The sequence below is a fragment of the Collimonas pratensis genome (genome assembly GCF_001584185.1).
Lineage (GTDB): Bacteria > Pseudomonadota > Gammaproteobacteria > Burkholderiales > Burkholderiaceae_D > Collimonas > Collimonas pratensis.
This window is the reverse complement of sequence record NZ_CP013234.1, coordinates 1630588-1655566: the sequence shown is the minus strand read 5'-3', so window position 1 is coordinate 1655566 and position 24979 is coordinate 1630588. Positions and strand designations below refer to the sequence as shown.

Here is a 24979-nt window from a genome sequence, read left to right as displayed (position 1 = left end):
CCAGGCATCGCTGCCGCGCCAGCTTATTGCAAGCTGCCCCAGCGCTCCACCGCCGGCTCAGCCACTGCCCAGCGCCAGATATCGTTGCTGCGGCAGGCGCTGCCGGTGTACCAGCCGCGCTTGAGCTGGTCGCCCTCGCCACTGTCGACCGACATGATGACTTCCTTGCACAAGGCCAGCGGCGTGTCGATCACGCGCACCACCCGCACTTCTCCATGCTCGTTGGCGTAAGGGATCTGGTGCACGATCGCCCAGCGGCTGGCGTGGCCGACATCGAGATTGCCGACCACGGCAGCGATCTCGTCCTGCTCGCCCTTTTGCCAGTTGCGGAAAATGTATTTGGTGGTAGCGTCGGTAGCCGCCTGGACGCCGATGCCGATGGCGTAGCCGACGGCCGGATTGGAGGTGACGGCGCCGCTGGCGACGCCGGCGGCAGCGCCGGTAAAACCGCCGATGCTGCTGCAGCCGCTGATCGTCAGTGTAGCCAGCAGCACTGCCGCGCCGATGATCGCAGCACGCTGCGAGCGTGACAGCGGCATCACTGCAAAGCTCCCCAGCGCTCGGTAGCCGGTTCGGCCGAGGCCCATTTCCAGCCTTGGCCGGCACGACAGATGGTTGCGACATAAAATTCGCTGTCCGGCTTGTTGATCTGGTCCACCAGGCCGTCGACGGAAAACACGATTTCCTTGCAGCTCATGCCTTCCGTGCTGATGACGCGGCTGACCGTGACGCGGCCGCGCAGATTGTCTTCGATCGGCAAGGAATGCTTGATCTGCCATTTGCCGACCGCGCCGACCGCCAGTTCGCCGGCGGCCTTGGCGATACTGTCCTGCTCTTCGCCGTGTATCTTGCGCTGCTCATACTGCAAGCCGGCGCGCGCCGCGGCTTGCACGCCGAGACCGATGCCGGTCGCCACCGCGGCGTTGTTGGTCACTTTGCCCGCCAGCGCGGTGCCGGCGACGCCGGCGGCGGCGGAACTGCCTTCTGTCAATACCGAACTGCAAGCAGTCAACCCCATTACCGCGCACAACGCCAGCAAACCACTAATCCGTTTTAACCGCATTCCACCATCCACTAGTAAGCCATCGATCAGATCGACGATGCATTGATAGACATCCGCCATAGCGGCTGCAAACATTCTAGTGGAGAAAAACCGGATACAAGGGAATCAAGGCATGGCAATTTGCAAATTTTTGTTAAATGCCGCCGACCGCAAAAATATCTTCACAAAGAATTACATTCAACGATTTCATGTGACATTACAAACCGTTGCCCATCGACGAACTTCCGCCTCCCATACCGCCGCCACCGCCCATGCCACCCATGCCCTTGCCATGTCCCTTGTCGGACGACTTATCCTTGGGCACCACCGAGCTGCGGTCGCAAGACGCGACGTCGACCCGTTGCAGCCGGTCCGCCAGGAAAGCTCTTGCGGTCTGCCGCTGCTGGTCGTCGAGCGCATCGTTCATGGTCAGCCACAGCTCGCGCAGCTGGCGTCCGTCCTGCAGCGCCAAAGCCGACTCGGCGTCGATCGCGGCCGACAGCTGGCGCAGGTCCAGCGTCGGATTATTCAAGCCGTTCGCCATGCTGGCCTGGATCAGCTGCTGCCGCTTTTGGCGTTCGCTGATGATGCTGCGCGACTTGCCTTCCAGCTGACGCCACAAGGTTTGCTGGTTCGGATTCAGGTGCAGATCGTCCTTCAGGCCGTCGGCGACCGACAGCAGGTCTTCAGTGCGGAAGTCCATCACCGGCGAGGCCAGCGCTGGCCTCGCCAGGCCCAGACTCAGGGCGGCCATGACGGCCAACGAAGCAAGCTTCACGGTGGATGACAGCGGCTTTCCTTGCATTGCAATCTCCTCGGATCAAAACGCGTATTTAACCGGAGTTGGCGCTGTGCCGCGGCAGGTGAATCATTTGGTAACAGCTGGACGCCTATTGATACAGGCCGTTGCCGGCCGCAATTTACCGCTTTGGCGGCGGATTGCTTTATTATTGGCAACTTAGGGCCTGTCCCCATTTGATTTGGGAGATGCGTTCAAGCCAAAACGTGTGCTGGCAAGGCGCGTGGCGTAGCTGGGGCTGAAGCCCCAGCAAGCCATGCAACGCGGCCAGCGCACGTTTTGGCTTGAACCCTCCGGGAACGGCTGCCGGCGTCACATGCCGTCGTTGCAGCTCCTTGCCGTAGCACCGCTACGGCGCGTCGCTGCGCCTAGGCCTGTAACGCCGGCCGCGCGTTCGCACTCCCAAATCAAATGGGGACAGGCCCTACATTGCTATCATGTCCATACTGTCTCTATAAGATCGGCTCCCATGATAAAAATCTCTGGCCTTACCTTCGACTACCCCGGCCATCGCGCCCTGCACCAGGTCAGCCTGGAAGTCGAAGCCGGCAGCGTGACTGCGCTGGTCGGCTCCAACGGCGCCGGCAAAACCACGCTGATGCGCTGCATCGCCGGCCTCGAAACTCCGCTCGCCGGATCCATCAGCGTGGCCGGCATGGACGTGCTGGAACAGCCGCGCGAAGTACATCGGATCATGGGCTACCTGTCCGATTTCTACGGCTTGTACCAGACGCTGACCGTGGCCCAATGCTTTGAATATGCCGCGGCAGCGCAAGGCTTGCCGGAAGCGGAGATTGCCCAGGCGATCCAGACCACCGCCCGCCAGCTGGGACTGAGCGACCGCCTGCAACAGACTTGCGACAAACTGTCGCGCGGCCTGCGTCAGCGGGTCGCCATCGGCCAAGCCATCATCCACGGACCGAAAATCCTGCTGCTGGACGAGCCCGCCTCCGGCCTCGACCCAGAAGCCCGCGCCAGCCTGGCGGGGCTGTTCCGTCAGTTGCAGGCCAATGGCATGACGCTGCTGGTGTCGTCGCACATCCTGGCCGAGCTGGATGAATACTCTAGCCATATGCTGGCGCTGCGCGAAGGGCGGGTGCTGGAGTACCGCGCCCTGGTCCACAACGGCAGCCAGCAAGCGCTGGGACAATCCCCGCCGCGCTCGCTGCGGCTGATGCTGGCCCAGCCAGACGCCAGGCTGCAGGCACAGCTGGCCGCGGAACCGGCGCTGCAAGTCACCGCCAGCGATGAGCGCAGCGCCGAATTCAACTTCAGCGGCGACGAGCACGCCCAGGCCGCCCTGCTGGCGCGCCTGGTCGGCGCCGGCCTGCCGGTCTGCGGTTTCGCCGATCAAAAAGAAAACCTGCAGCAATCCTATCTGCGTTCGGTAGCAAGCTACGAAAACGGACAAACCAGCAACCCAGGCAAAAGCGGGAGCGCATCGTGATCAATCCTGAATTCAAGCGCAACCTGTGGTTGCAGTTTTCCCTGCACCGGCTGGTCGCCATGCCGGCCATCCTCGGACTGGTGTTTTTCACGCTCAGCTATGCCGCCGCCAATCTTCCCGACGGCCTGGCGCTCGATAGCGTAGCGCTGATTTTATTCGGCGGCATTGTCTGCCTGTGGGGCACGCGCAACGCCAGCAGTTCCGTGATCGATGAAATCCGCGACAAGACCTGGGACCAGCAGCGCATGAGCGCGCTCGATCCGTGGACCATGACCTGGGGTAAATTGTTCGGCGCCACTGCCTTCAACTGGTATGGCGGACTGATCTGCCTGGCGGTGTTCGCAGTCACTGCCATTGCCGGCGGACGCAGCATGACCTTGAGCGCCGGACTGACGCTGTTAGCCCTCGGCATCCTGATGCACGCCGCCACCATCGCCCTTAACCTGCATCTGATGCGCAGCGACATACGCGCCGTGCAGCGCGGCGGCATCGCCTGGGCGGTGGTGGTGATCGCGGTCATGTTCGCGCCGCCGTTCCGTTCCCACACCGACACCGTCATCCAGTGGTGGGGCACGGGCTTTGCCTATGCCTCTTTCCTGCTGGGCAGCATGGTGTTCCTGGCCACCCTCGCCGTCTTCGCAGCGTGGCGCAGCATGAACAGCGCACTGCAAATCAGCACTATCCCCTGGGCCTGGCCGCTCGGCTGCTGCCTGCTGGCCGCCTACCTCGCCGGTTTCGCCGACGGCACTGGCCTGCTGTGGATAGGTTTGCTGCTGGCCATGGCGATGACCTATGCCGCCTTGTTCACAGAAGAAAACGATATCGCGCTCTGGCAACGCATCGTCGCCCGCATCGAGGCCGGCAATTGGCAAGGCTTCTTGCGCAACCTGCCGATCTGGCCCAGCACGCTGGCATTGAGTTTCTGCTTTGCCTTGCTGCTCCTGGTCAACAACGGCCAGATACCGCCTATCGAGCTGCCGCCGCGCTTCGCCTACAGCCCCTCGCTGGCCGTGACGCTGGCGCTGATGCTATTGCGCGATTGCTGCGTCTATCTGTTCTTTGCCTTTTCCCGCAAAGGCAAACGCGCCGGCGCCACCACCATCCTCTACCTGGCGGTGATCAACGGCTTGCTGCCATTCATGGCGCGCGTGCTGGGATTAAACGGACTGGCGATATTTTTCATGCCGCTGCATTTCGGCAGCGCCTGGACCATGCTCGGCATAGCGCTGCTGCATGCCGTGCTGGCCCTGGGCCTGCTCAACTGGCGCTGGCGCCAGCGCGCGCTGAAAGACGATACGGCGAGCTGATATGCCCGCCGCCGGGCGCCCCAGCTTACTTGTGGGCGGCAGCGATCAAGCCTTCGATGATCTTGTCGAGCTTGATCGCATCGGCTGCGAAACCGCGTATCCCTTCCGCCAGTTTTTCCGTCGCCATTGCATCGTCGTTCAGGGCGTAGCGAAATTCCGCCTCGTTGTAGCTGACCTGCTTCAGATCGGCGCCGGCGGCGCCATCCTTGCCCAGCGCACGCGGCAAATCGGCATCGCTGGCTTGCAGCTGCGCCAGCAGTTCCGGGCTGATAGTCAGCAGATCGCATCCGGCCAGCGCCGCAATCTGGCCGACGTTGCGGAAGCTCGCTCCCATCACTTCAGTCTCTATGCCAAAACGCTTGTAGTAGCTGTAGATCTGCGCCACCGACTTGACGCCAGGATCGTTGGCCAGCGTGTTGGCCGCCTCGTCCCAGGCTGCGCCTGCCGATTTCTTGTACCAGTCGTAGATGCGGCCGACGAACGGTGAAATCAGGCGCACCTTGGCGTCGCCGCAGGCCACCGCCTGGCAGAAGGAAAACAGCAAGGTCAGGTTGCAGCGGATGCCGTCCAGTTCCAGGATGCGCGCCGCCTGGATCCCTTCCCAGGTCGAAGCTACCTTGATCAGCACCCGCTCGCGGCCGATGCCGGCGGCTTCGTACAGCGCCATGATGCGGCGCGCGCGCGCCACCGTGGCGGCAGTATCGAAGCTGAGACGGGCGTCGACTTCGGTGGAGACCCGGCCCGGCACCACTTTCAGGATTTCCAGGCCGAAGCGCACCAGCACCTGATCGACAATCTGCTCCAGCTTGCTGTCGGCGTGGGCGGTGACGGTCTCGGCCAGCAAGGGTGCATAGTCAGCTTGCTGGACGGCTTTCAAGATCAGCGAAGGATTGGTGGTGGCATCGCGCGGCTTGAATTGCGCCAGCTGCTTGAAATTGCCGGTGTCGGCGACCACCGTGGTGTATTGCTTCAATTGTTCCAGCTGATTCATGGCGCTTCCTTTTCTCTATAAAATATTTAAAAATCAATCGTGCAGGGCTTGTGCCGCTGCCAACAATCCGCGGAATTTCCGGTAGCGTTCTTGCAACATCGGCTGCTGGGCGGCGACCGGAAAGAAACGGTCTTTCACCGGCATGCCGCTCGCCAGCAAAGCAGCGCCCTGCCCATAGGCCAGGAAACCGAGTTTGGCCGCGCCTATGCAAGCGCTCAGCTCACTACCTATCAGGGTATGAATTTCCCGGTCGAGCAGGTTGGATAGCAATTGCGCCCAATAGTTGCTGCGCGCGCCACCGCCGACCAGCGCGCAGGCGCCGACCGCCGCTCCCGCCGACTGCACCGCATGCAGCGCATCCAGCAAGCCGAAGCCGACGCCTTCCAGCACTGCATAGCCGAGCATGGCCGGCGAACTGTCGTAATCCAGGTTCATGAAACCACCGCGCAGCAAGGGATCGTTATGCGGCGTACGCTCGCCCGCCAGATACGGCAGGAACAAGGGAACGGCGGCAGCAATCGGCTGCGTCTGCGGCAAGCGTTGCTGCACCAGTTGCAGCAACGCTTGTTCGTTCGCCTGTCCCAGCAGCTGAGTCACCCAGCGCAGGCAGCTGGCGCCGGCCAGCATCGCCCCCATGGTGTACCAGCGCTGCGGCAGCGCATGGCAGAAGCTGTGGACCGCGCTGGCAGGATTGCCGGCGGCGTGATCGGTGATGGCGACGATGGCGGCGCTGGTGCCCAGCGTGATGAAGCCATCGCCAGCGGCGATGGCGCCGATGCCGACCGCGGAAACCGGATTATCGCCGCCACCACCGGCCACCAGCAGTTCAGCGTGCAGTCCGAGCTGTTGCGCAGCAGCGGCGCTCAAGCCGGCCGAGGCGGCGGAGCCTTCTACCAGCCGCGGCAACTGCTGCAGCCGCAAGCCGCAGGCCTGCACCATCGGCTCATACCAGTCGCGTTTGGCGACATCCAGCCAGAGCGTGCCGGCAGCGTCGGAAACATCGCTGACGCGTTCGCCGGTGAGGCGCAAGCGTAGGTAATCCTTGGGCGAGAGGACGCAGGAAATTTCGTTGAAGACCTGCGGCTCGTGCTGCCGTAGCCACAGCAGCTTGGGCGCCGTCAAGCCGGCCATCGGCAGGCTGCCGGTCACCGCGGCAAACTCGGGATGCAGCTGCTGCAGCCATTGCGACTGTACGATAGCGCGCGAATCGTCCCACAGGATGGCCGGCCGCAACACGCGGTCCGCCTGGTCCAGCAAGACCGCGCCGTGCATCTGCCCGGACAGGCCGATGCAGCGCAGCCGCGCGTAGGCGTCCGGCTGCGATTGCCGCAACTCATGCAAGGCCGAGAGACAGGCTTGCCACCAGCTTTCCGGATCCTGTTCGGACCAGCCGGCTTGCGGCCGCGAGATACCCAGCCTGACGCCGGCGTGCGCCAGCACCGTGCCGCCTTCATCCAACAGCACGGCCTTCAGCTCCGACGTGCCGAGATCAATCCCGAGTGCGATGGGACTACTCATCATGATTGCGTTCCAGTGGTTTTATTCAAAGACATCCGCAGGAATTGCGGACCCGCAGCGTCGGCGCCAGGCGCACGGTCTGCTTCTTGCCGTCCGGTTCTTCGATCCGCTTCAGCAGCAGCTTGACGGCGCGCATGCCGAGCTCCTTGACCGGCTGCGCCATCACGGTCAGGCGCGGCACGAAGAAATCGGCCCAGTCGAAATCGTCGAAGCCGACCAGCGCAATCTGTTCCGGCACGTCGATCCTGGCGTCGCGCAGCGCGTGCATGGCGCCGATGGTCATCAGGTTGTTGGCCGCCATGATGGCGGTCGGCGGCGCCTCCAGCGTCAGCAAATGACGGGTGGCGCTACGCGCCGGTTCGCTGCTGGACTCGCCATTCACCAGCAGTGCTTCGTCAAACGGCAGGCCGGCCGCAGCCAGCGCGGCGCGGTAGCCGTCGATCCGCTCATCGGTGGTGGTGAGGCCGGCGCTGCCGGCGATCAGGGCGATGCGGCGATGGCCGTGTTCGATCAGGTGGCGGACCAGCTGCTGCGAGGACTTCTTGTTTTCCACGCCGACCTGGTCGAAGCCTTGCGCCACCAGGCGGTCGACCAGCACCGCAGGAATATCGTTGGCGCGTAAATACTCCAGCGCCAGGTGCTGCGGATCGGCCGATGGCGCCAACAGGATGCCGTCGACGCGCCGATGGTGCAGCGCCTTGACCGCGCGCAGTTCCTGCTCCGGATCGTCGCGGGTATCGACGTACAGCATCATGATGCCGTGGCGCGCGCATTCGGTTTCAATGGCGTGCACGGTTTCGCTGAAATAGTGATTGGAGAGCGCGGAAATGGCGACACCGATGGTATTCGAAGTGGAACGCGCCAGCGAGCGCGCCAGCGTGTTGGGGATGTAGCCCAGTTCCTGGATCGCCGCTTCCACCGCGCGCACCGTCGCCGGCCGCACCTTGCGGGTACCGTTCAAGACATGCGAGACCGTCGAAGTCGATACCTTCGCGATTCTTGCGACATCATCCATCGTAGCCAATTGCTCTCCCTTTTTTAGATCCGCGGCTGCCGACACCTGGTTCAGGCAGCCGCCTTTTCACTTCAACGCGCGCTGGACCAGCCCTTGTAGCTCGCCACATTATCACGAGTAATCAGCACTGGCGCCAGCAAAACCACCGGCTTGGCGGGACGCTTGCCGTTCAGGATGTCATAGCCGATCGCCACCGCGTCCTGCGCCTGGGCCCACGGGTCCTGGCTGGCCGAAGCCTGGATCGAAGGGCCTGATTTCAGCGCGGCTTCGATATCCGGTGCACCGTCGACTGAGGTGATGATGATGCCGCTGCGCTTGAGCTGTTTGGCGGCGAGATCGCTGCCGATGGCTTGCGGATCGTTGATGGTGAACAGGCCGTCGATTTTCGGGAAGCGCGTCAAATAACCCTGCATGACGTTCAGGCCGCCTTCGCGCGAGCCCTTGCCATCCTGGTCATCGGACAACACCTTGATGCCAGGCGCAGCGGCAAATACCGCCTTGCAGCCTTTGACGCGGTCGGTCACGGCGGTCACCTGCGGCCCGTTCTGGATGATCACATTACCCTTGCCGCCCAGCTTGTCGACCAGGTATTTGCAGGCCAGCCGGCCGGCCTGTTCATTGTCGGTCTGCACCGTCGCATCGACGCCCTTGGCGCCGACGTCCACCGCCACCACCACGATGCCAGCCTTCTGCGCCTTCTTGATGGCCGGTTCAATGGCGACTGGATCGGTGGCGTTGAGCAGGATCAGGTCGACCCCGGCTGAAATGAAGTTGTCGATTTGCGTAAACTGCTTGCTCAGGTCGTAGTCGGCCGACACAGCGGTGACCTTGACGTTCGGGTTGATCTGCTGCGCCTTGGCCTTGGCGCCATTGGCCAGCGTCACAAAATACGGGTTGCCGAGCGAACCGACGGTGATGCCTACCGCTTTCAGTTCCCGTGCCTGCACTACGCCAGAGACGGTCAAAGCCAGCGTCAACGGCAGTATTGCGGCTAGAGCGAATTTTTTCATCATGCTTGATCTCCTGTTGCCGGTCATAGGGAAATCCGGGGACAGCGACCAGCCTGACGCCCCCGGTGGTCTGTCAATGTTTAAGTGCGCGCACCCGACTGCCGGTAGCGGTCCAGCGCCACCGCGCCGATGATCACGATGCCTTTGATGATGTATTGCCAGATATCGGACACGCCCAGCAGCACCAGACCGTTGGTCAGCACAGCAATGATCAGGGCGCCGATCAGCGTGCCGCCGATAGAGCCGACGCCGCCGGTAAAGCTGGTGCCGCCGAGGATCACCGCAGCGATCGCATCCAGTTCATAGGACTGCCCCAGCTGCAAGCCGTTGGCGGCAGACAGGCGTGAGGCCGTCATGACAGCGCCGAGGCCGGCCAGCAGGCCGGATACCGCATACACGAACAGCAGCACCTTCCACACCTTGATGCCGGACAGGCGCGCCGCTTCATGATTGCCGCCGACTGCATAGATCTGCACGCCGATCACGGTACGGCGCAGGATGAACCAGGACAGCGCCACCACCACCAGCGCGATGATCACCAGCCACGGCACACCCAGCAGCGAATCGTTGCCGATGAAGGCAAACGGCAAGTCCGGGTTGAACACCGTCTTGTCGTCCGCCAGCAGGCGCGCCAGGCCGCGCATGGCGGTCAGGGCGCCGAGCGTGACGATGAAGGGCGGCAGCCGCATGAAGGCGATCAGGGCGCCGTTGGCCAGGCCCAGCAACAGACCGAAGCCGATGCCGGCGGCAATCCCCAGCATGCCGAACTGCGGCGACAGCGAAGCCAGCATCGCCACCACTGCGGCAGCCGCCAGGATCGCGCCTACCGAAAGGTCGATGCCGGCGGTCAGGATGACGAAAGTCATGCCGGCCGCCAGCACGATATTCACCGAAGCCTGCTGGGTAATGATCGACAGGTTTTGCACCGTAAAGAAGTTTTCGCTCATCAGGGCGAAACCGAGCACCAGCAACAGCAACACCGGCAGCATGCCGACCGTGCGCAACAAACCGCGCAGCTGCTCGCGCTTGCCGATGGTCTCGGCGGTGATCCTGCTACTTGCTTCCATGATAGTTGTCTCCTTGCTGTTCTGATTCATGATTGCCGCTTTGCCTGCTCAAGCCGCTTGCGGCTCTACTTGCTGTGCGCCGGTGGCCAGTTCGATAATGTTTTCCTGGCTGATGTCGCGTCCTGAATGGCCACCCAGTTCTGCCACCAGTTCGCCTTCCCGCATCACCAGCACGCGGTCCGAGGTGCCGACGATTTCCGGCAGTTCGCTGGAAATCACCACCACCCCGACGCCGGCCTTGGCCAGGTCATTGATGATGCGATAAATCTCCGATTTGGAACCGATGTCGACACCGCGCGTAGGCTCGTCCAGAATCAATACGTGCGGCTTGATTTCCAGCAGGCGCGCCAGCAGCACTTTTTGCTGGTTGCCGCCCGACAGCGCGCCGACATTGACATTGCCGGACGCTACCCGGATCGAGAGCGACTTGATCGCCTCTTCCGAGCGGCGCGCGCCGCGGCGGCGGTCCAGCACGCCGCCATAGCGGGAGTCCGGCACGCAGGCGCAAACATTGATGTTGTCGCGCACACTCATGTCGAGGAACAGTCCTTGTGCCTTGCGATCTTCGGTCAGGTAGACCACCCCAGCGCGGATGGCGTCGGTTGGGCCGCGCAAGCTGGCAACCGCCTTGCCCGCCACTTCCAGCGTGCCGGAAATGCGCGCATCGGCGCCAAAGATCAGGCGCGCCAATTCGGTGCGGCCGGCGCCGACCAGGCCGGCGATGCCCAGCACCTCGCCGGCGTGCAAGTCAAAGCTGCAGCCACGGACGCGGCCGCCGTCGGCCATGTCGCGCACCCGCATCACTACATTGCCAGGATCGTAGGGTGCGTGCTCTTTCTTGTAAAAACCGGAAAGGTCACGGCCGACCATCATCTTCACCAGCGCCTCGGCAGAAAGATCGGCCCGTTCCAGCATGCCGACATGCTTGCCGTCGCGCAGCACAGAAACGCGATCCGACAACTCATAGATCTCGGCCATGCGATGGCTGATGTAGACGATCGCCAGCCCTTCCTGGCGCAACTGGCGGATCAGCGCAAACAAGCGGTCAGTCTCGCGCGAAGACAGCGGCGTGGTCGGCTCGTCCATCACCAGGATGCGCGCATGGGCGTGGATGGCGCGGGCAATCTCGACCAGCTGGCGCTCGGCAATCGACAGGCTGCTGACCTTGGTCTGCGGCCCGAAGTCGGCCCCCAGGCGCACCAGGACGTCGACGCAGCCGGCTTCCATCGCCTTGCGGTCAACGGTCCAGCCGCGCTTCAACTCGCGGCCGAGGTAGATGTTTTCCGCCACGCTCAGGTTCGGACACAAGCTCAGTTCCTGGTAGATCACGGCCACGCCCAGTTCCTTGGCGGCGCGCGGGCCGTAATTGGCCACCGCCTTGCCGTCGATGCGGATTTCGCCGCCGGCATCCGCCGCATGGGCGCCGGACAGGACTTTCATCAAGGTCGACTTGCCGGCGCCGTTTTCCCCCATCAAGGCATGCACCTCGCCGGCGTAGACCGTCAGGTCGACTTCTTTCAATACGCGCAAACCGCTGAAGGTCTTGGAGATGGCGCGCATCTCCAGGATAGGCGTCGCGTCGGATACTGGTTTCATGGGCTGCCCCTCAAGCTGACCGAATAATCAGTCTCAAAAAATCGCGGATAACAAGGCACATGCATCGACACGCCATCAGGCGACAGGCAGTACGCAACGTCGATTTGACGTGAACGAACGCTCAATACATATTCTTTTTGACAATGAATGGCGAGGCTGGATTGCCTCGTTGCGGTGCGGGATTTTCATTTTGTCTCCAGGCGTTTATGTTTTTTTGCCAAAACCGCCTTCACTGGGAATAGCAGTTAGCGGTCTGATTTGAGAGTAATCTTAGTGCAAAGCAAGCGCTTGCGCAAGCGCTTGCTTTTTTGGACGAATTATATTTACGCGCCCCCTGCGATCGCTCTTAACACTTCCTTAACCCACAGCCGACAAACCGGTGCTACCCTTCATCCCAAGCTTGCATGATGGATTTCCGTCCATGAAAGCCGTCCCAGACAAAGATGCCATCCGTGTACGAATAAGCCCAACCAAAAAAGGGAAGTACTGCATGAATAATGTGAATGCCGGCCGGCCGACGCCAGCGAACCTGGATACGAATAGCGCGAAAATCATCAACAAATTGTTTGAACACGCAGGCATCCGCCTCAACGGCGAGCAACCCTGGGACATGCAGATCCATGATCCGGCCTTCTTCCAAAAGATGTTTGCCACCTGGGAGCTCGGCATCGGCGAATCGTATATGGATGGCGACTGGGACTGCGAGCAGCTGGACGAATTCTTCTACAGGGTCACCAGCCACGATCTGGAACAGACTGTGGTGGGCCCGGCAAAAATCGGCTTTTTCCTGGAAATCCTGCGCCAGAAATTCTTCAACCTGCAAAGCCGCAAGCGCGCCTTCCAGGTCGGCGAACAGCACTACGACATTGGCAACGACCTGTTTGAACTGATGCTGGATTCCAGCATGATGTATTCCTGCGCTTACTGGCCCAAAGCTGAAAACCTGGAACAGGCGCAGCTGCACAAACTCGACCTGATCTGCCGCAAGCTTGAACTGAAGCCGGGCGAACGCCTGCTCGATATCGGCTGCGGCTGGGGCGGCCTGGCGCGCCATGCGGCGCAACAGCACCAGGTGGACGTGGTCGGCGTCACGATTTCCAAGGAACAGCAGAAGCTGGCGCGGCAGCGCTGCGCCGGGCTGCCGGTGCAGATCGAACTGACCGACTACCGCCAGTTGACGGGTCAGTTCGACAAGATTGTTTCAGTCGGCATGTTCGAGCATGTGGGCGCAAAAAACTATGACGAATACTTCGACGTCGTCGCCAGGCTGCTGAAGCCGGACGGCCTGTTCCTGCTGCATAGCATCGGCAATTACGAGACCGAGAAAAAGCGCGACGTCTGGCTCGACAAGTACATTTTCCCGAACGGCCACCTGCCCTCGGCCAAGGAAATCACCTATGCGCTGGAAGGGAAATTCCTGATACAGGACTGGCACAATTTCGGCCAGGACTACGACCGCACATTGATGGCGTGGTGGGATAATTTCGAAAAGGCCTGGCCGACCCTGCAAGACAAATACGGCGAGCGCTTCTACCGCATGTGGAAATACTTCATCCTGTCTTCGGCCGGCTTTTTCCGTTCCGGCCAGGGGCAGCTGTGGCAGCTGGTGCTAAGCAAGCGCGGGCGCAAGGGCCTGTATCGCTCGGTGCGCTAGCGCAGCGGATAATTCATCCGGAGTCATTCCCGCGAACGCGGGAATCCAAGTTGCTGAATATGGCAGTGAATATGGATTCCCGCGTCCGCGGGAATGACCAAGGCGCGTAGCCGGGGTCGCCTAGACGGGGCTTTCAAAAGCGCGGTTTAATTACCGGCGACAGTCATGCTTTCAATCAGCACCGAACCCGTCTGCTTGGTGCCGCGGATAAGAGTATCGGCGCCGATGGCGACGATCTGCGCCAGCATGTCTTTCATGTTGCCGGCGATCGTGATTTCCTCGACCGGATACTGGATGACGCCCTTCTCCACCCAGTAGCCGGAGGCGCCGCGCGAGTAATCGCCGGTGACGTAGTTGGTGCCCTGCCCCATCAGCTCGGTGACCAGCAAGCCGGTATCGAGCTTCTTCAGCATGGCCTTGAAATCATCGGTAGATTTGGTCAGTGAAGAAGTCATGCTGAGGTTATGCGAACCACCCGAATTACCGGTGGTTTTCATGCCCAGCTTGCGCGCCGAATAGGTCGACAGGAAGTAGCCCTGCACCACGCCATCCTTGACCACGTCGCGACGCTGGGTCTTGACGCCCTCTTCGTCGAAAGGCGCGGAACCGACCGCGCCGATCACGTGCGGATCTTCCACGATCTGGATATGCGGCGCAAAAGCCTGCTGCCCGAGGCTGTCCAGCAGGAACGACGATTTGCGGTACAGCGCGCCGCCCGACACCGCCTGCACGAAAGCGCCCAGCAAACCGGCCGCCAGCGGCGCCTCGAACAGCACCGCGCATTTGCGTGTATCCAGCTGGCGCGCGTTCAGGCGCGCCAAGGCACGCTCAGCGGCGTAGCGGCCGATGGCTTCCGGCTTCGCCAATTGTTGCGGGTCGCGCATCGAGGAATACCAGTCGTCGCGCTGCATCTTGCTGCCCTTGCCGGCGATCGGCGCCACCGAAATGGTGTGGCGCGAGAAAGGATAGCCGCCCATGAAGCCGCGCGAATTGGCGCTGACGAAGTGCGATTGCTGGGCGTAGACACCGGCGCCTTCGCTGTTGGTGATGCGCTTGTCGACGGCAAATGCTGCCGCTTCGCAACGTTTTGCCAGTTCCACGGCTTCTTCGGCCGAAATCAGCCACGGCGAGCAAAGTTGCAGATCCAGCGGATTCATTTCCAAAGTATCAACATCCGGCAAGCCGGCGCAATCGTCTTCTGCCGTGAAACGGGCGATGTTATAAGCCGCTTCGACCGTGTCCTGCAAGGCTTTGGCGGAAAAGTCCGAGGTGCTGGCATTGCCGCGCCGGGTATGGCCCTCCTCGCCCAGATAGACGGTGACGCCCATGCCCTTGTCCTTGTTTTGCTCGATCGTTTCGACGCTGCCCTTGCGTACGCCCACCGACAAGCCGCTGCCTTCGCTGATTTCAACCGCGGCGTTGGAGGCGCCTTTTTCCCGCGCATAACGCAACACATCCTGCGCCAGCTGTTGTAATTGGGCTTGACTATGGGTAAATACGGAGTCGCTCATGGGTCGGTTTTCTTCGAATTAGGTATAAAACGGTTATCATAGCAGTCGTTTACAGTATGGAAGCACCCTTTACATCATGCCAAATCCCAATCGGGGCTCCTGCGGCTTTCAGTCCAGCGAGTTCGAACAAGAATACGACCGTCCCTCCAAGTCCCAGCTCAAGCGCGAGATGACCGCCTTGCAGAAGCTCGGCGAAGAACTGATCGCCGAATCGCGCGACCGCGTCAAGCGGGTGCCGATGCCGGAAGATGTGCGCGACGCCATCCTCGAATGCCAGCAGATCAAGGATCACGAAGGCCGCCGCCGCCAGACTCAGTACGTCGGCAAGAAAATGCGCACGCTGGAGCCGCACGAAATCGCCGAAATCCAGAAGACCCTGGATAGCTGGCGCGGCCTGTCGAAAGCCGATACCGCCGCCATGCACGCGCTGGAGCGCCACCGCGACCGCCTGCTGAAGGACGACGGCGCGCTCACCGAACTGCTGGCGCATCATCCGGAACTGGACGTGCAGCATGTGCGCACCATGATCCGCAACGCGCGCAAGGAGCAGGCCGAGAACAAGCCGCCGAAAGCGTATCGCGAGATTTTCCAGCTGCTGAAAGAGCTGCAAAAATCGTCGGGCAACCAGGACCAGAACGATAGCGACGCCGAAGACGACGACGAGCAAGATGAGCACAATTAATCCTGCGCCAACACTGGCTGCGGGCCTGAAAATCGGCCTGGTGTCGATTTCCGACCGCGCCAGCAGCGGGGTTTACCAAGACCAAGGCATCCCCGCCCTGCAGGACTGGCTGGCCGCCGCGCTCGCCAGCCCGTGGCAGGTGGAGACCCGCCTGATCGCCGATGAGCGCGCGCTGATCGAGCAAACCCTGATCGAGTTGACAGACCAGCATCATTGCGACCTGGTGCTGACTACCGGCGGCACCGGCCCGGCGCGGCGCGACGTCACGCCGGAAGCGACGCTGGCGGTGGCGACCAAGGAAATGCCTGGCTTTGGCGAACAGATGCGCCAGATCAGCCTGCAGTTCGTGCCGACCGCGATCCTGTCGCGGCAAGTGGCCGTGATCCGTGAAACTGCCGATCATGCGGCCCTGATCCTGAACCTGCCGGGACAGCCGAAAGCCATCAAGGAAACCCTCGAAGGCTTGAAGGATGCCGACGGCAAGCAGAAAGTGTCCGGCATCTTCGCCGCCGTGCCTTACTGCATCGACCTGATCGGCGGTCCGTATATCGAAACCAATGAAGCGGTGTGCAAGGCGTTCCGGCCGAAATCGGCAATCAAGCCTGCCTAGGCGCCCTCTTTACCCAATTCTTTTCAGCGGACAGCATCCATGTTGCCAGCGGTTTTCAGCAAATCCAGCAAACAAAGCAAACCCCGTTTCAACCCTGCCTTACTTTTGCTGCTGCCGCTACTGACGCTCGGCCTGAGCGTGCCACTGCAGGCGCAAACCCTGCATCTCATCAACGAGTATCCGGCGACCTCGGTCACCGCTGCCGCCGACCTGCAGTTCGGCGATACGGTCAGGCAGCTGGCCGCCGCGCTGCCGGCGGATGCGTTGAACATCGTCACCGAGCAGGAAGCGCAAAACCCTTTCAAAGGCAGCGCCCAGGTCAGCGCGCTGAGCGAGGGCAAGGTCGAAATGGCGACGCTGTTTGCCGGCATCGCCGGCGCCAGCGATCCCTTCTTCCTGCTGTCTTCGCTGCCGTTCACGGTCGGCGGCTTCGACGAGGCCAGGGCGCTCGCCGACTGCGCCCAGCCGGCGGTCGAGCAGCATCTGCGCAAGCTGAATGCCCACCTGCTGTACGTCACACCATGGCCGCCGTCCGGCATCTGGTCGGCTGCACCAGTGACTGACCTGGCAGCGCTGCAGGCGCTGCGCATCCGCACCTACGACGACAACAGCCGCGCCGTCTTCGCGCAGGTCGGCGCCCACAGCGAGAACCTGCCGTTCTCAGCGGTGCCGGCCAAGCTGACGGCCGGCGAACTGAACGCCGTGCTGTCCTCCGGCGACGGCGGCGCCGGCAACCGTCTGTGGGATCAACTGAGCAACTTCAGCGCCATCAGCTACGCCATCCCGCTCAGCTACACCGTCATCAACCAGGATGTCTGGCAACAACTAAAGCCTGAACAACAAGCCGTGCTGAGCGAGGCCGCCAAACGCACCGCGGATGCTTCCTGGAGCAAGATCCAGGAGCGCATCGAAGCGAATTACAGCCGCATGCGCGGCCACAAGATGACGCTCAACCTGGCGCCGGCGCCAGAGATACAGGATAGTCTGCGCAAGGCCGCCGCCAGCCAGGTCGCGGCCTGGCAGCAAAAGGCCGGCGCCGCCGAGATCGTGTCGCAGTGCCTCAAGCACGTTGCGCAATAACACCGCCGCCTGGCGACACTGGAGAAAACCATGATTCGCAAGCAGCAACAGCAAGGCGCGCGCAGAAAATTCATGCAGCTGGCGCTAGCCGCCGGCGGCGCTGCCGCATTGCCGTGGCTGACGCCAGCGCAGGCGCAGACCAGCGCAGCGCTGACGGCCGCCGGCGATAAAGGCAAAGGCACGCGCCTGATCCTGCTCGGCACCAAGGGCGGCCCGACGCCGTCCGCCCTGCGCGCGGCGCCGGCCAATGTCCTGCTGATCGACGGCCAGCCCTATGTAGTCGACTGCGGCAACGGCGTCGCCCAGCAACTGGTCAAGGCCGGCATCAAGCTGCCGCAGATCCGCGACATCTTCCTGACCCACCAGCACTCCGACCACAATGCCGATCTCGGCAACCTGGTGCTGCTGGCCTGGGCCACCGGCCTGGCAACGCCGGTGCAGATGTACGGCCCGCCCGGCATGCGCCGCATGATGGACGATTTCGTCCGCATGAACGCGCTCGACATCGCCGTCCGCATCAAGGAAGAAGGCCGGCCTCCGCTGCGTCCGCTGATCAAGACCCATGAATTCAGCGGCCCGCGCGTAGTGCTGGAAAACGACCAGGTGAAGGTCACCGCCGCCCTGGTCGATCATTACACGCTGAAACCCGCCTTCGCCTACCGCTTCGACAGCAAGGACCGCTCGGTGGTGTTTTCCGGCGATACCGCCTACAACGACAACCTGATCCAGCTGGCCAAGGGCGCCGACGTGCTGGTGCACGAAGTGATGTATCTGCCGGCGCTGGAAAAACTGATGCGCACCGTCGACAATGCGCCGACCCTGCTCGATCATCTGGTGAAGAGCCACACCAGCACCGCGCAAGTCGGCCTGGTGGCGGCGCGCGCCGGCGTCAAGACGCTGGTGCTGAGCCACTTCGTGCCCGGCGGCGATCCTGCCATCACCGATGACATGTGGTCGGCCGAAGCACGCCAGCAATTCAGCGGCGAAATCATCGTCGGCAAAGACCTGATGGTGATCTGAGCCGCTACCGCCATTCTCATTCTCCCGTTAATTTTTCAATCTAGATCCGGACCCACTCATGTCAAGCACACTCGAAACCCTGGAAATATCTACTTCCGAAACACCAAGCGCCGCCGTCATCTGGATGCACGGCCTGGGCGCCGACGGTTCTGATTTCGTCCCCATCGTCAAGGAACTGGACCTGAGCGGCTGTCCCGGCATCCGCTTCGTCTTCCCGAGCGCGCCGGCGATTCCGGTCACCATCAACAACGGCTACGTGATGCCGGCCTGGTACGACATCCTCACCACCGACCTGGTGCGGCGCGAAGATGAAGCCGGCCTGCGCAAGTCGCAAGCCGATATCGAAGCCCTGATCGCAGAGCAGATCGCGCTTGGCATCGCGGCCGACAAGATCGTCCTCGCCGGATTTTCACAAGGCTGCGCCATGACCTTGCAAACCGGCTTGCGCTACCCGCAGAAACTGGCCGGCCTGATGTGCCTGTCCGGCTATCTGCCGCTCAACGACAAGATCGCCGCCGAACGCCACGCCGCCAACCAGCACACGCCGATTTTCCAGGCTCACGGCCGCGCCGATCCGGTGGTGCTCGTCAACCGCGCGGAAATGTCGCGCGACTTGCTGCTGCAACTGGGCTACAGCGTCGAATGGCATGAATACATGATGCAGCACTCGGTCTGCGCCGAGGAAGTCGCCGATATCGGCAACTGGCTGCGCCGCGTGCTGGCTTAAGCAGAGCAAGCGGCTGCGCGGCCTGAGCGCCTCCATGTTTTACACCACGCAACATGACTGCCCCGCCTTGACCGGCGGGGTATTTTTTTGAAAGTTGCAATTTAGAAATATCAGACCTATCATGGCCCCTGCACCGAACGCTTGATGGAAGCGGATATCCCGCCCTGCCCCGAGCCCTTGCGAGGAAAACATGAACAAGACTGGACTTCTGCTGGCGGCATGCGCATGCATATCGCTTGCCCATGCCGCCGACACCGGCAAGAGCGCCGGGCAACAGCACGGTGTTGCATTGAAAACGATTACCCCGATTTACAGCCAGCTGCTGGTAGTCACCTCGCCGCCGGGGTTCAAGAATGCGTTTGAAAACGCCCAGGGCTCGCACTATATCCGCGAAGCGGTGCTGGACAAAGAGAACGTCAACCAATGGACCCAGATGATCACCGTCACCGGCGTCAAGGACCTGGCGCAGAATCCGCAGGTCACGCCACAGTCATTCGCCGTCAACATGGCCGCCGGTTTCCAGCGTGCCTGCCCGACATCGTTCAGCGGCCAGGAAATCGGCATCGACAAAATCAGCGACCGTGACGCCTTCGTCCTGGTCGCCTCCTGCGGCACCTCTCCTACCACGGCAGGAAAAACCAGCGAAGCGGCGGTCATCGCCGTGATCAAGGGCAGCAGCGACTATTACACGATCCAATGGGCCGAACGCGGTGCACCGTCCGCCACCCCGCTTGCCATCGACGTCGGCAAATGGACGGAGAAATTCAAGCAGCTGAATCCGATCAAGCTTTGCCCGATCGTAGCTGGCGAGGCGGCGCCGTATCCAAGCTGCGTCAATTAACTGAAAGCCTGCAATATGCAAACGATTACCCTGGCTACGCAACTCATTCTCGCCGGCGGAGCCTTCTGTGTCGTCACACATTTATTGAAACGCGAATGGCTCAAGGCGGCAAGCTGGCTCTGCGTGACTGTCTATACCGTGTTTGATAGAGTAATCCCACCAAAAACATCGCCACCTATCATTATCAATTCGGTCCTGGTCATATTGCTGGTGTTAGTGGCCTATCAAATATTCAACAGAAAAAAAAACCTGTTCAATGAGATGAAAGCATGGCGAGCCTGATCCCTGCTACAAGCGATTACGCCATGTATTCACAAGCTAAGCACATAATGTCCAAAAATCCAATTCCATCCATGCCACCAAGCTGCATGACTACCGGTGATCGTTAGCGTGAAAAAGTATTTTCCATTTACAGGGTATTTCGATGCAGGCAACGGCTTCGCCTCCATCATCAGCAAACTTGCAACCTTGAGCTTAGCCTCGCTACTGTTCTGGCAACCGCTGTACGGCATCGCGCAAAGCGATACTGCGCAAATGTCGCCAAAAATGGAAAGCGCCGGTAGCTGTACGTCATCCAACATCAAACTGGATGAAAAAAAATTCGTCTTGATCGGCGGTATTCAGCAATGGATCACCATAAGCGGCACGAGCTGTGACAACCCGCTGATCCTGTTTCTTCACGGCGGTCCCGGAAATTCGCTGAACCCTTACGCGGATGCAATTTATGGCGCCTGGCAGAGTGAATTCACGCTGGTGCAATGGGATCAGCGCGGCGCCGGCAAGACCTTCGCCGCCAACCCGGCAACGGCTGCATCTGTGCTGACGGTCGAACGCATGGCGCAAGACGGGATCGAGCTGACAGAATATCTGACCAGGCAGTTCGGTAAGCGCGAAGTCATTCTCATGGGCGGATCATGGGGGTCGATCCTCGGCATCTACATGGTGAAATCCAGGCCGGACCTGTTTTATGCCTACGTCGGGACTGGACAGATCGTGAGCTATCGAGAAAACCAGAACGCCAGCTACACGAAACTGATTTCCCTGGCGCGCGCTGCAGGCGATCAAAAGACAGTCTCGACAATTGAAGCGCTCGGCCCGCCGCCTTGGACAAACCCACGCAACAGCGGCATCTTGCGACGGGCGACGCGTATCTATGAGGCCAAGACTTCAGCGGCTGCACCGAAAGCATGGTGGGTACCCGCCCCCGGATATGCCACTGCACAGATGCAGGATTTTTTTGAGCAGGCCGACGACTACTCCTACCTGCAGTTCGTCGGCCTCAAGGGCGACGGCATATTTTCCCGCATCGACTTGCCCAAACTGGGAATGCGCTTCGATATTCCGGTTTATATCATCGAGGGATCGGAAGATCTGGTCGCCGTGCCCGATGTGGCAAAACGTTATTTTGACGGCCTTGTCGCGCCTGACAAGGAATATGTAGCGGTACCGCAGACCGGTCACGATCCAAACCTGGCCATGATCGATGCACAGCACAAGATCCTCAGTGAAAAAATCCGGCCAATGGCAAAATGAGCGATTGCAAACGGTCAGCAATCTATTCACCTTACCTCTCATGGAGATAGCTATGTGGACTCATGAAGAAAGCATCGAAACCAGCGCCGCGCCATCCCGCGTGTGGGCGCTGTTCGCCGACGTCGCGCGCTGGAAGGACTGGAACGCCGGTATCGAAAGCATCGAATTGCATGGTCCGTTCGTGGCAGGCACTACGTTCACGATGCGGCCGCCGGGACAGGATCCCTTGACCAGCACCTTGACCGAGGTCATACCCAACCAAAGCTTCATCGACGAGACCGTGGTGGATGACACGCGCGTACTGGTCAGCCACAAGTTGGAGCCGCTGCCGTCCGGCCGCACCAGGATTATCTACAGCACGCAGATCAGCGGGCCGGGCGCCGCTGAAATCGGCCCGCTGGTAACCGGCGACTTTCCGGATGTGCTGGCAGCCCTCAAGAAGCTGGCGGAGCAATCTTGAGATAGACTGGCGGGGCTATTCTTTTCTCGCAGAACACAAAGGATTCCATGTACAAGACACCCTCGCCTTTTTCCCGCCGCCGGCGCGACGTGCTGTTGAGCGCGCTTTCCGCGGCTGCAGTCACCGCCCTGCCCGGCATCGCCCGCGCCCAGGGCAAGGACGCCAGCCCGGCCGACCAGAAATTCAACGGCATGCTGGCCGACTTTGCCGAGGAAGTCCTGCGCCTGGCGCCGACTTCGGCGACTTCGCTAGGGCTCGATTCCGGCGCCCGCGCCGCGCTCAAGTCGCGCTTGCAGGATGCCTCCCCGGCCGGCGACGCGCTCTGGGCCGACCAGGTGAAATCGATGCTGGCGCGCATGCACACGGTGGAACGCGCCAGGCTCAGCCCGGATGCGCAAATCCGTTACGACAGCGTGCGCTATGCGGCGAATCAGGGCGTGGATGGCCTGCGCTTTTCCTATGGCGGCGCGGCCAGCGGCTTCTACGGCGGCACCGATCCTTTCCCGGTGACCCAGCAGGATGGCGCACTGATCGCGGTGCCTGAATTTCTCGACTCGCAGCACCACATCGCCAACGCCGCCGACGCCGAGGCTTATCTTGAGCGGGTGGCGGCCATGGCGCGCCTGCTCGACCAGGAAAGCGCGCGCATAGCAGAACAGGCCGGCAAAGGCATCATGCCGCCGGATTTCATCGCACATACCACGCTGATCCAACTGCAGAATTATCGCAACACGCAAGTAGCAAGGCAAAAGCTGGTGACTTCGATCACCCGCCGCACGCGCGAGCTCGGCATCGAGGGCGACTGGGAAACGCGGGCAACGGCGCTGGTCAACGACAAGGTGTACCCGGCGCTGGAACGGCAGATCGCTGGCTTTACTAAAGCCACCGCCAAAGCCACCGATGTGGCCGGCGTGCAGCGTTTGCCGGACGGCGCCGCGTATTACGAATGGGCGCTGAAACTGGGCACCACCACCACCCGCAGCGCCGCCGAAATCCACGCCATCGGCCTGGAACAGAACAAGGCGCTGCAGGCGCGCATCGACACCATCCTCAAGGCGCAAGGCATCAGCCAGGGCACGGTGGGCGAGCGCCTGCTGGCGCTGTCCAAGGATCCCAAGCGTTTCTATGCCGACGACGACCAGGGCCGCGAACAGCTGATCGCCTATTGCAATGAACGGATTGCGGCAGTGCGCCTGCTGATGCCGGAGATCTCGCACCTGGGCCTGAAGGCGCCGCTGATCATCAAGCGGGTGCCGGCCGATATCGAAGCCGGCGCCCCGCTCGGTTACATGAATTTCGCCGCACTGGATGGATCGCGGCCAGCGATTTATTACATCAACCTGAAATCGACCACGCTCTGGCCGAAATCGGAAATCGCCACGCTCACCGCGCACGAAGGCATTCCCGGCCACACCTGGCAGGGGGCGTACCTGGCGGAACACCATGCGGACCTGCCGCTGATCACGTCCATGGTCGGCTTCAACGCCTTTATCGAAGGCTGGGCCTTGTATGCCGAGCAGCTGGTCGACGAGTTCGGCATCTATGCCAAGGACCCGTTCAGTCAGATCGGTTATCTGCAGGCGCAGCAGTTCCGCGCTTGCCGCCTGGTGGTCGATACCGGCTTGCACGCGATGAAATGGACGCGCCAGCAGGCGATCCGCTTCATGGTTGAAAACTGTGGCCGCGGGGTCGCTGCCATCACCAGCGAAGTCGACCGCTATTGTGTGTCGCCTGGACAGGCTTGCGGCTACAAGATGGGACACAACGAAATCCTGCATCAGCGCGACCGCGCGAAACAGGCACTGGGCGCCCATTTCGACCTGGCCGGTTTTAACGACGCACTGGTGAAAAGCGGCGGCGTGCCGCTGACGGTATTGCCGACGGTGATCGATCGCTATATTGCCGGCGTCAAGCTAAGCACCTGAAAAGCGGCGGCGCGGCAAGCTGCCCTGCCAGCGCCGCCGCGCCATCTCAAGCCTGCAACTGCGGCGTATAACCGGCATCCTTGATGGCCTCCGCCAGCTCGGCGGCGCCGGCCTGGCTCTCAATCGCTACCGTGTGGCTGTCGATCTTGATCTCCACCTTGGCGCCGGCATCGACGCCGCTGATGGCTTTGCTGATGCGGCCGGCGCAATGGCCGCACGTTATGTCCTGCACAGTGAATTGAATCATGTTTTGCTCCGTGGGTTGGTTCAGTACTGCAGCCACTATAAACCTTCCCACGATAGCAAGGTCAAGCCTGGATTCGGCCTGCAAAAATCAGTTGAGACCGTTCTTGCCTTCGATTTCACCGGCTTTCAAACCGCCCAGGCGCGCATGCAGGCGGCCGCGGGTGGCGACCGCAAACGCCACCACCACTTCATCCGCATTCGGGCGTCGAAGAACTGGCTGGTGACCGTGTCGTAGTGCGACGGCACATACAAGGCATTCTTGTGCGCCAGCGGAATATCCAGCTCAGTGCCAGGCACGCCGCGCTTGCCGGCTGACGGGATCCAGGCTTTGCCGCCGCCGATCGCTTCGCGGATCGGCATCACCATGGCCGGCGTCAGGAAGGCGTTGCCGTGTTCGTATTCGCCGGCGATGCCGACGATGCAGGCCTTGCCGTAGCTTTCCAGCTCTTCCCCGCCCAGCGCGGCGACGATGCGGCGGCCGAACTCGCGGCCCAGCGCAGGAGAGTTCGCCAGGATCAGATCCAGGTTGTCGCTGAAGCGGCCGGCGTAAGGATTGTGGATGGCGGCGGCGATGACGATCTTGCGCAACGGCTTGCCGTCGGCCAGGATGCCGTTTTCATTGGCCAGGGTGTCGTCAATCTGGGTGTACCACTTGCGGATATGATAATTCTCGAAATTTGCTGGCTTGGACATGATGCGTTCCTGACAAGTTAACGGATGAATGGGGTTATGGACGGGAATCCTAACCTGCCCACGCCCTCGGCTATATAGCGCGGCGCGTATAAGCGTTAGCGCTTTTCAGCGCAAAAAACGGCGAAAAGCGCAGGCTGTTAAAATTATGCTTGACCTTCCCATCATTGGAAGGTCCATCATCAAGCTATCCCCACTCCATAAGCAG

General features: G+C 61.5%; 24 protein-coding genes and 1 pseudogene. 13 read left to right on the top strand and 12 right to left on the bottom strand.

The genetic code is table 11. From position 1 onward, the window contains the following. Window positions 1–23: 23 nt before the first annotated feature. The 3 genes from CPter91_RS07530 to CPter91_RS07520 form a co-directional block, all read right to left on the bottom strand. Window positions 24–539 carry a hypothetical protein gene (locus tag CPter91_RS07530; RefSeq protein WP_061938961.1) on the bottom strand — a complete coding sequence of 172 codons (516 nt, stop codon included), beginning with the start codon at window positions 537–539 and terminating at the stop codon, window positions 24–26. After that, window positions 539–1063, bottom strand: coding sequence for a hypothetical protein (locus CPter91_RS07525; RefSeq protein WP_061945964.1), 525 nt, complete (start codon window positions 1061–1063; stop codon window positions 539–541). The genes CPter91_RS07530 and CPter91_RS07525 overlap by 1 nt, the downstream gene beginning before the upstream one ends. Before the next feature lie 196 nt (window positions 1064–1259). Beyond that, entirely contained in the window at window positions 1260–1847 is a 588-nt protein-coding gene (locus tag CPter91_RS07520; RefSeq protein WP_061938959.1) for a Spy/CpxP family protein refolding chaperone, read from the bottom strand. Between the two features lie 463 nt (window positions 1848–2310). Between CPter91_RS07520 and CPter91_RS07515 the strand changes: the two genes are divergently transcribed. Together CPter91_RS07515 and CPter91_RS07510 are read left to right on the top strand one after the other, a co-directional pair. Then, window positions 2311–3288 (top strand): ABC transporter ATP-binding protein, encoded by a 978-nt coding sequence (locus CPter91_RS07515; protein WP_061938957.1) that lies wholly within the window; start codon window positions 2311–2313, stop codon window positions 3286–3288. Continuing rightward, complete coding sequence (locus CPter91_RS07510; protein ID WP_061938955.1) at window positions 3285–4595, top strand: hypothetical protein; 1311 nt, start codon at window positions 3285–3287, stop codon at window positions 4593–4595. Before CPter91_RS07515 ends, CPter91_RS07510 begins: the two co-directional genes overlap by 4 nt. Before the next feature lie 25 nt (window positions 4596–4620). On the opposite strand, the gene tal is transcribed toward CPter91_RS07510, so the two are convergent. The 6 genes from tal to CPter91_RS07480 form a co-directional block, all read right to left on the bottom strand. Further along, complete coding sequence (gene tal / locus CPter91_RS07505; protein ID WP_061938952.1) at window positions 4621–5586, bottom strand: transaldolase; 966 nt, start codon at window positions 5584–5586, stop codon at window positions 4621–4623. Between the two features lie 33 nt (window positions 5587–5619). Further along, window positions 5620–7092 carry a xylulokinase gene (gene xylB / locus CPter91_RS07500; RefSeq protein ID WP_417924855.1) on the bottom strand — a complete coding sequence of 491 codons (1473 nt, stop codon included), beginning with the start codon at window positions 7090–7092 and terminating at the stop codon, window positions 5620–5622. A 37-nt stretch (window positions 7093–7129) separates the two neighbouring features. After that, on the bottom strand, window positions 7130–8119 hold the full coding sequence (locus tag CPter91_RS07495) for a LacI family DNA-binding transcriptional regulator (protein WP_231880120.1): 990 nt from the start codon (window positions 8117–8119) through the stop codon (window positions 7130–7132). A 71-nt stretch (window positions 8120–8190) separates the two neighbouring features. Continuing rightward, window positions 8191–9132 carry an ABC transporter substrate-binding protein gene (locus CPter91_RS07490; protein WP_061938948.1) on the bottom strand — a complete coding sequence of 314 codons (942 nt, stop codon included), beginning with the start codon at window positions 9130–9132 and terminating at the stop codon, window positions 8191–8193. 77 nt (window positions 9133–9209) lie between these two features. Next, window positions 9210–10196, bottom strand: a complete 987-nt coding sequence (locus tag CPter91_RS07485) for an ABC transporter permease subunit (protein WP_061945961.1) — start codon at window positions 10194–10196, stop codon at window positions 9210–9212. 48 nt (window positions 10197–10244) lie between these two features. Continuing rightward, complete coding sequence (locus CPter91_RS07480; protein WP_061938946.1) at window positions 10245–11792, bottom strand: sugar ABC transporter ATP-binding protein; 1548 nt, start codon at window positions 11790–11792, stop codon at window positions 10245–10247. A 490-nt stretch (window positions 11793–12282) separates the two neighbouring features. Here CPter91_RS07480 and cfa point away from each other — a divergent pair, with 490 nt between their 5' ends. Continuing rightward, entirely contained in the window at window positions 12283–13446 is a 1164-nt protein-coding gene (cfa, locus tag CPter91_RS07475; protein ID WP_061938944.1) for a cyclopropane fatty acyl phospholipid synthase, read from the top strand. A gap of 146 nt (window positions 13447–13592) precedes the next feature. Here the strand turns inward: cfa and pmbA are convergent, their stop codons facing one another. After that, window positions 13593–14957 (bottom strand): metalloprotease PmbA, encoded by a 1365-nt coding sequence (pmbA, locus tag CPter91_RS07470; RefSeq protein WP_061938943.1) that lies wholly within the window; start codon window positions 14955–14957, stop codon window positions 13593–13595. A 76-nt stretch (window positions 14958–15033) separates the two neighbouring features. Here pmbA and yjgA point away from each other — a divergent pair, with 76 nt between their 5' ends. The 10 genes from yjgA (at window position 15034) to CPter91_RS07420 (ending at window position 23835) form a co-directional block, all read left to right on the top strand. Next, window positions 15034–15639 carry a ribosome biogenesis factor YjgA gene (gene yjgA, locus CPter91_RS07465; RefSeq protein WP_061938941.1) on the top strand — a complete coding sequence of 202 codons (606 nt, stop codon included), beginning with the start codon at window positions 15034–15036 and terminating at the stop codon, window positions 15637–15639. Further along, complete coding sequence (gene mog, locus CPter91_RS07460; protein WP_082792671.1) at window positions 15626–16249, top strand: molybdopterin adenylyltransferase; 624 nt, start codon at window positions 15626–15628, stop codon at window positions 16247–16249. The genes yjgA and mog overlap by 14 nt, the downstream gene beginning before the upstream one ends. Before the next feature lie 39 nt (window positions 16250–16288). Further along, window positions 16289–17329 carry a TRAP transporter substrate-binding protein gene (locus tag CPter91_RS07455; protein ID WP_082792669.1) on the top strand — a complete coding sequence of 347 codons (1041 nt, stop codon included), beginning with the start codon at window positions 16289–16291 and terminating at the stop codon, window positions 17327–17329. 30 nt (window positions 17330–17359) lie between these two features. After that, the gene (locus tag CPter91_RS07450) at window positions 17360–18349 is read left to right on the top strand and encodes an MBL fold metallo-hydrolase (RefSeq protein WP_061938939.1); all 990 of its coding nucleotides are present in this window, start codon (window positions 17360–17362) and stop codon (window positions 18347–18349) included. A 58-nt stretch (window positions 18350–18407) separates the two neighbouring features. Then, on the top strand, window positions 18408–19076 hold the full coding sequence (locus CPter91_RS07445; RefSeq protein WP_061938937.1) for an alpha/beta hydrolase: 669 nt from the start codon (window positions 18408–18410) through the stop codon (window positions 19074–19076). Between the two features lie 190 nt (window positions 19077–19266). After that, window positions 19267–19917 (top strand): hypothetical protein, encoded by a 651-nt coding sequence (locus tag CPter91_RS07440; protein WP_061938935.1) that lies wholly within the window; start codon window positions 19267–19269, stop codon window positions 19915–19917. A gap of 15 nt (window positions 19918–19932) precedes the next feature. Next, a complete protein-coding gene (locus tag CPter91_RS07435) occupies window positions 19933–20199 on the top strand; it encodes a hypothetical protein (RefSeq protein WP_061938933.1) in 267 nt (88 codons plus the stop codon). A 108-nt stretch (window positions 20200–20307) separates the two neighbouring features. Then, window positions 20308–21450, top strand: coding sequence for an alpha/beta fold hydrolase (locus tag CPter91_RS07430; protein ID WP_205631665.1), 1143 nt, complete (start codon window positions 20308–20310; stop codon window positions 21448–21450). 52 nt (window positions 21451–21502) lie between these two features. After that, the gene (locus CPter91_RS07425; RefSeq protein WP_061938931.1) at window positions 21503–21910 is read left to right on the top strand and encodes an SRPBCC family protein; all 408 of its coding nucleotides are present in this window, start codon (window positions 21503–21505) and stop codon (window positions 21908–21910) included. Between the two features lie 47 nt (window positions 21911–21957). Then, entirely contained in the window at window positions 21958–23835 is a 1878-nt protein-coding gene (locus tag CPter91_RS07420; protein WP_061938929.1) for a DUF885 domain-containing protein, read from the top strand. A gap of 46 nt (window positions 23836–23881) precedes the next feature. Here CPter91_RS07420 and CPter91_RS07415 read toward each other — a convergent pair whose 3' ends face one another. After that, window positions 23882–24082, bottom strand: a complete 201-nt coding sequence (locus tag CPter91_RS07415; RefSeq protein ID WP_061938927.1) for a heavy-metal-associated domain-containing protein — start codon at window positions 24080–24082, stop codon at window positions 23882–23884. 87 nt (window positions 24083–24169) lie between these two features. Beyond that, window positions 24170–24774 (bottom strand): annotated as a pseudogene (locus CPter91_RS07410) (amino acid synthesis family protein). Between the last annotated feature and the right edge of the window lie 205 nt (window positions 24775–24979).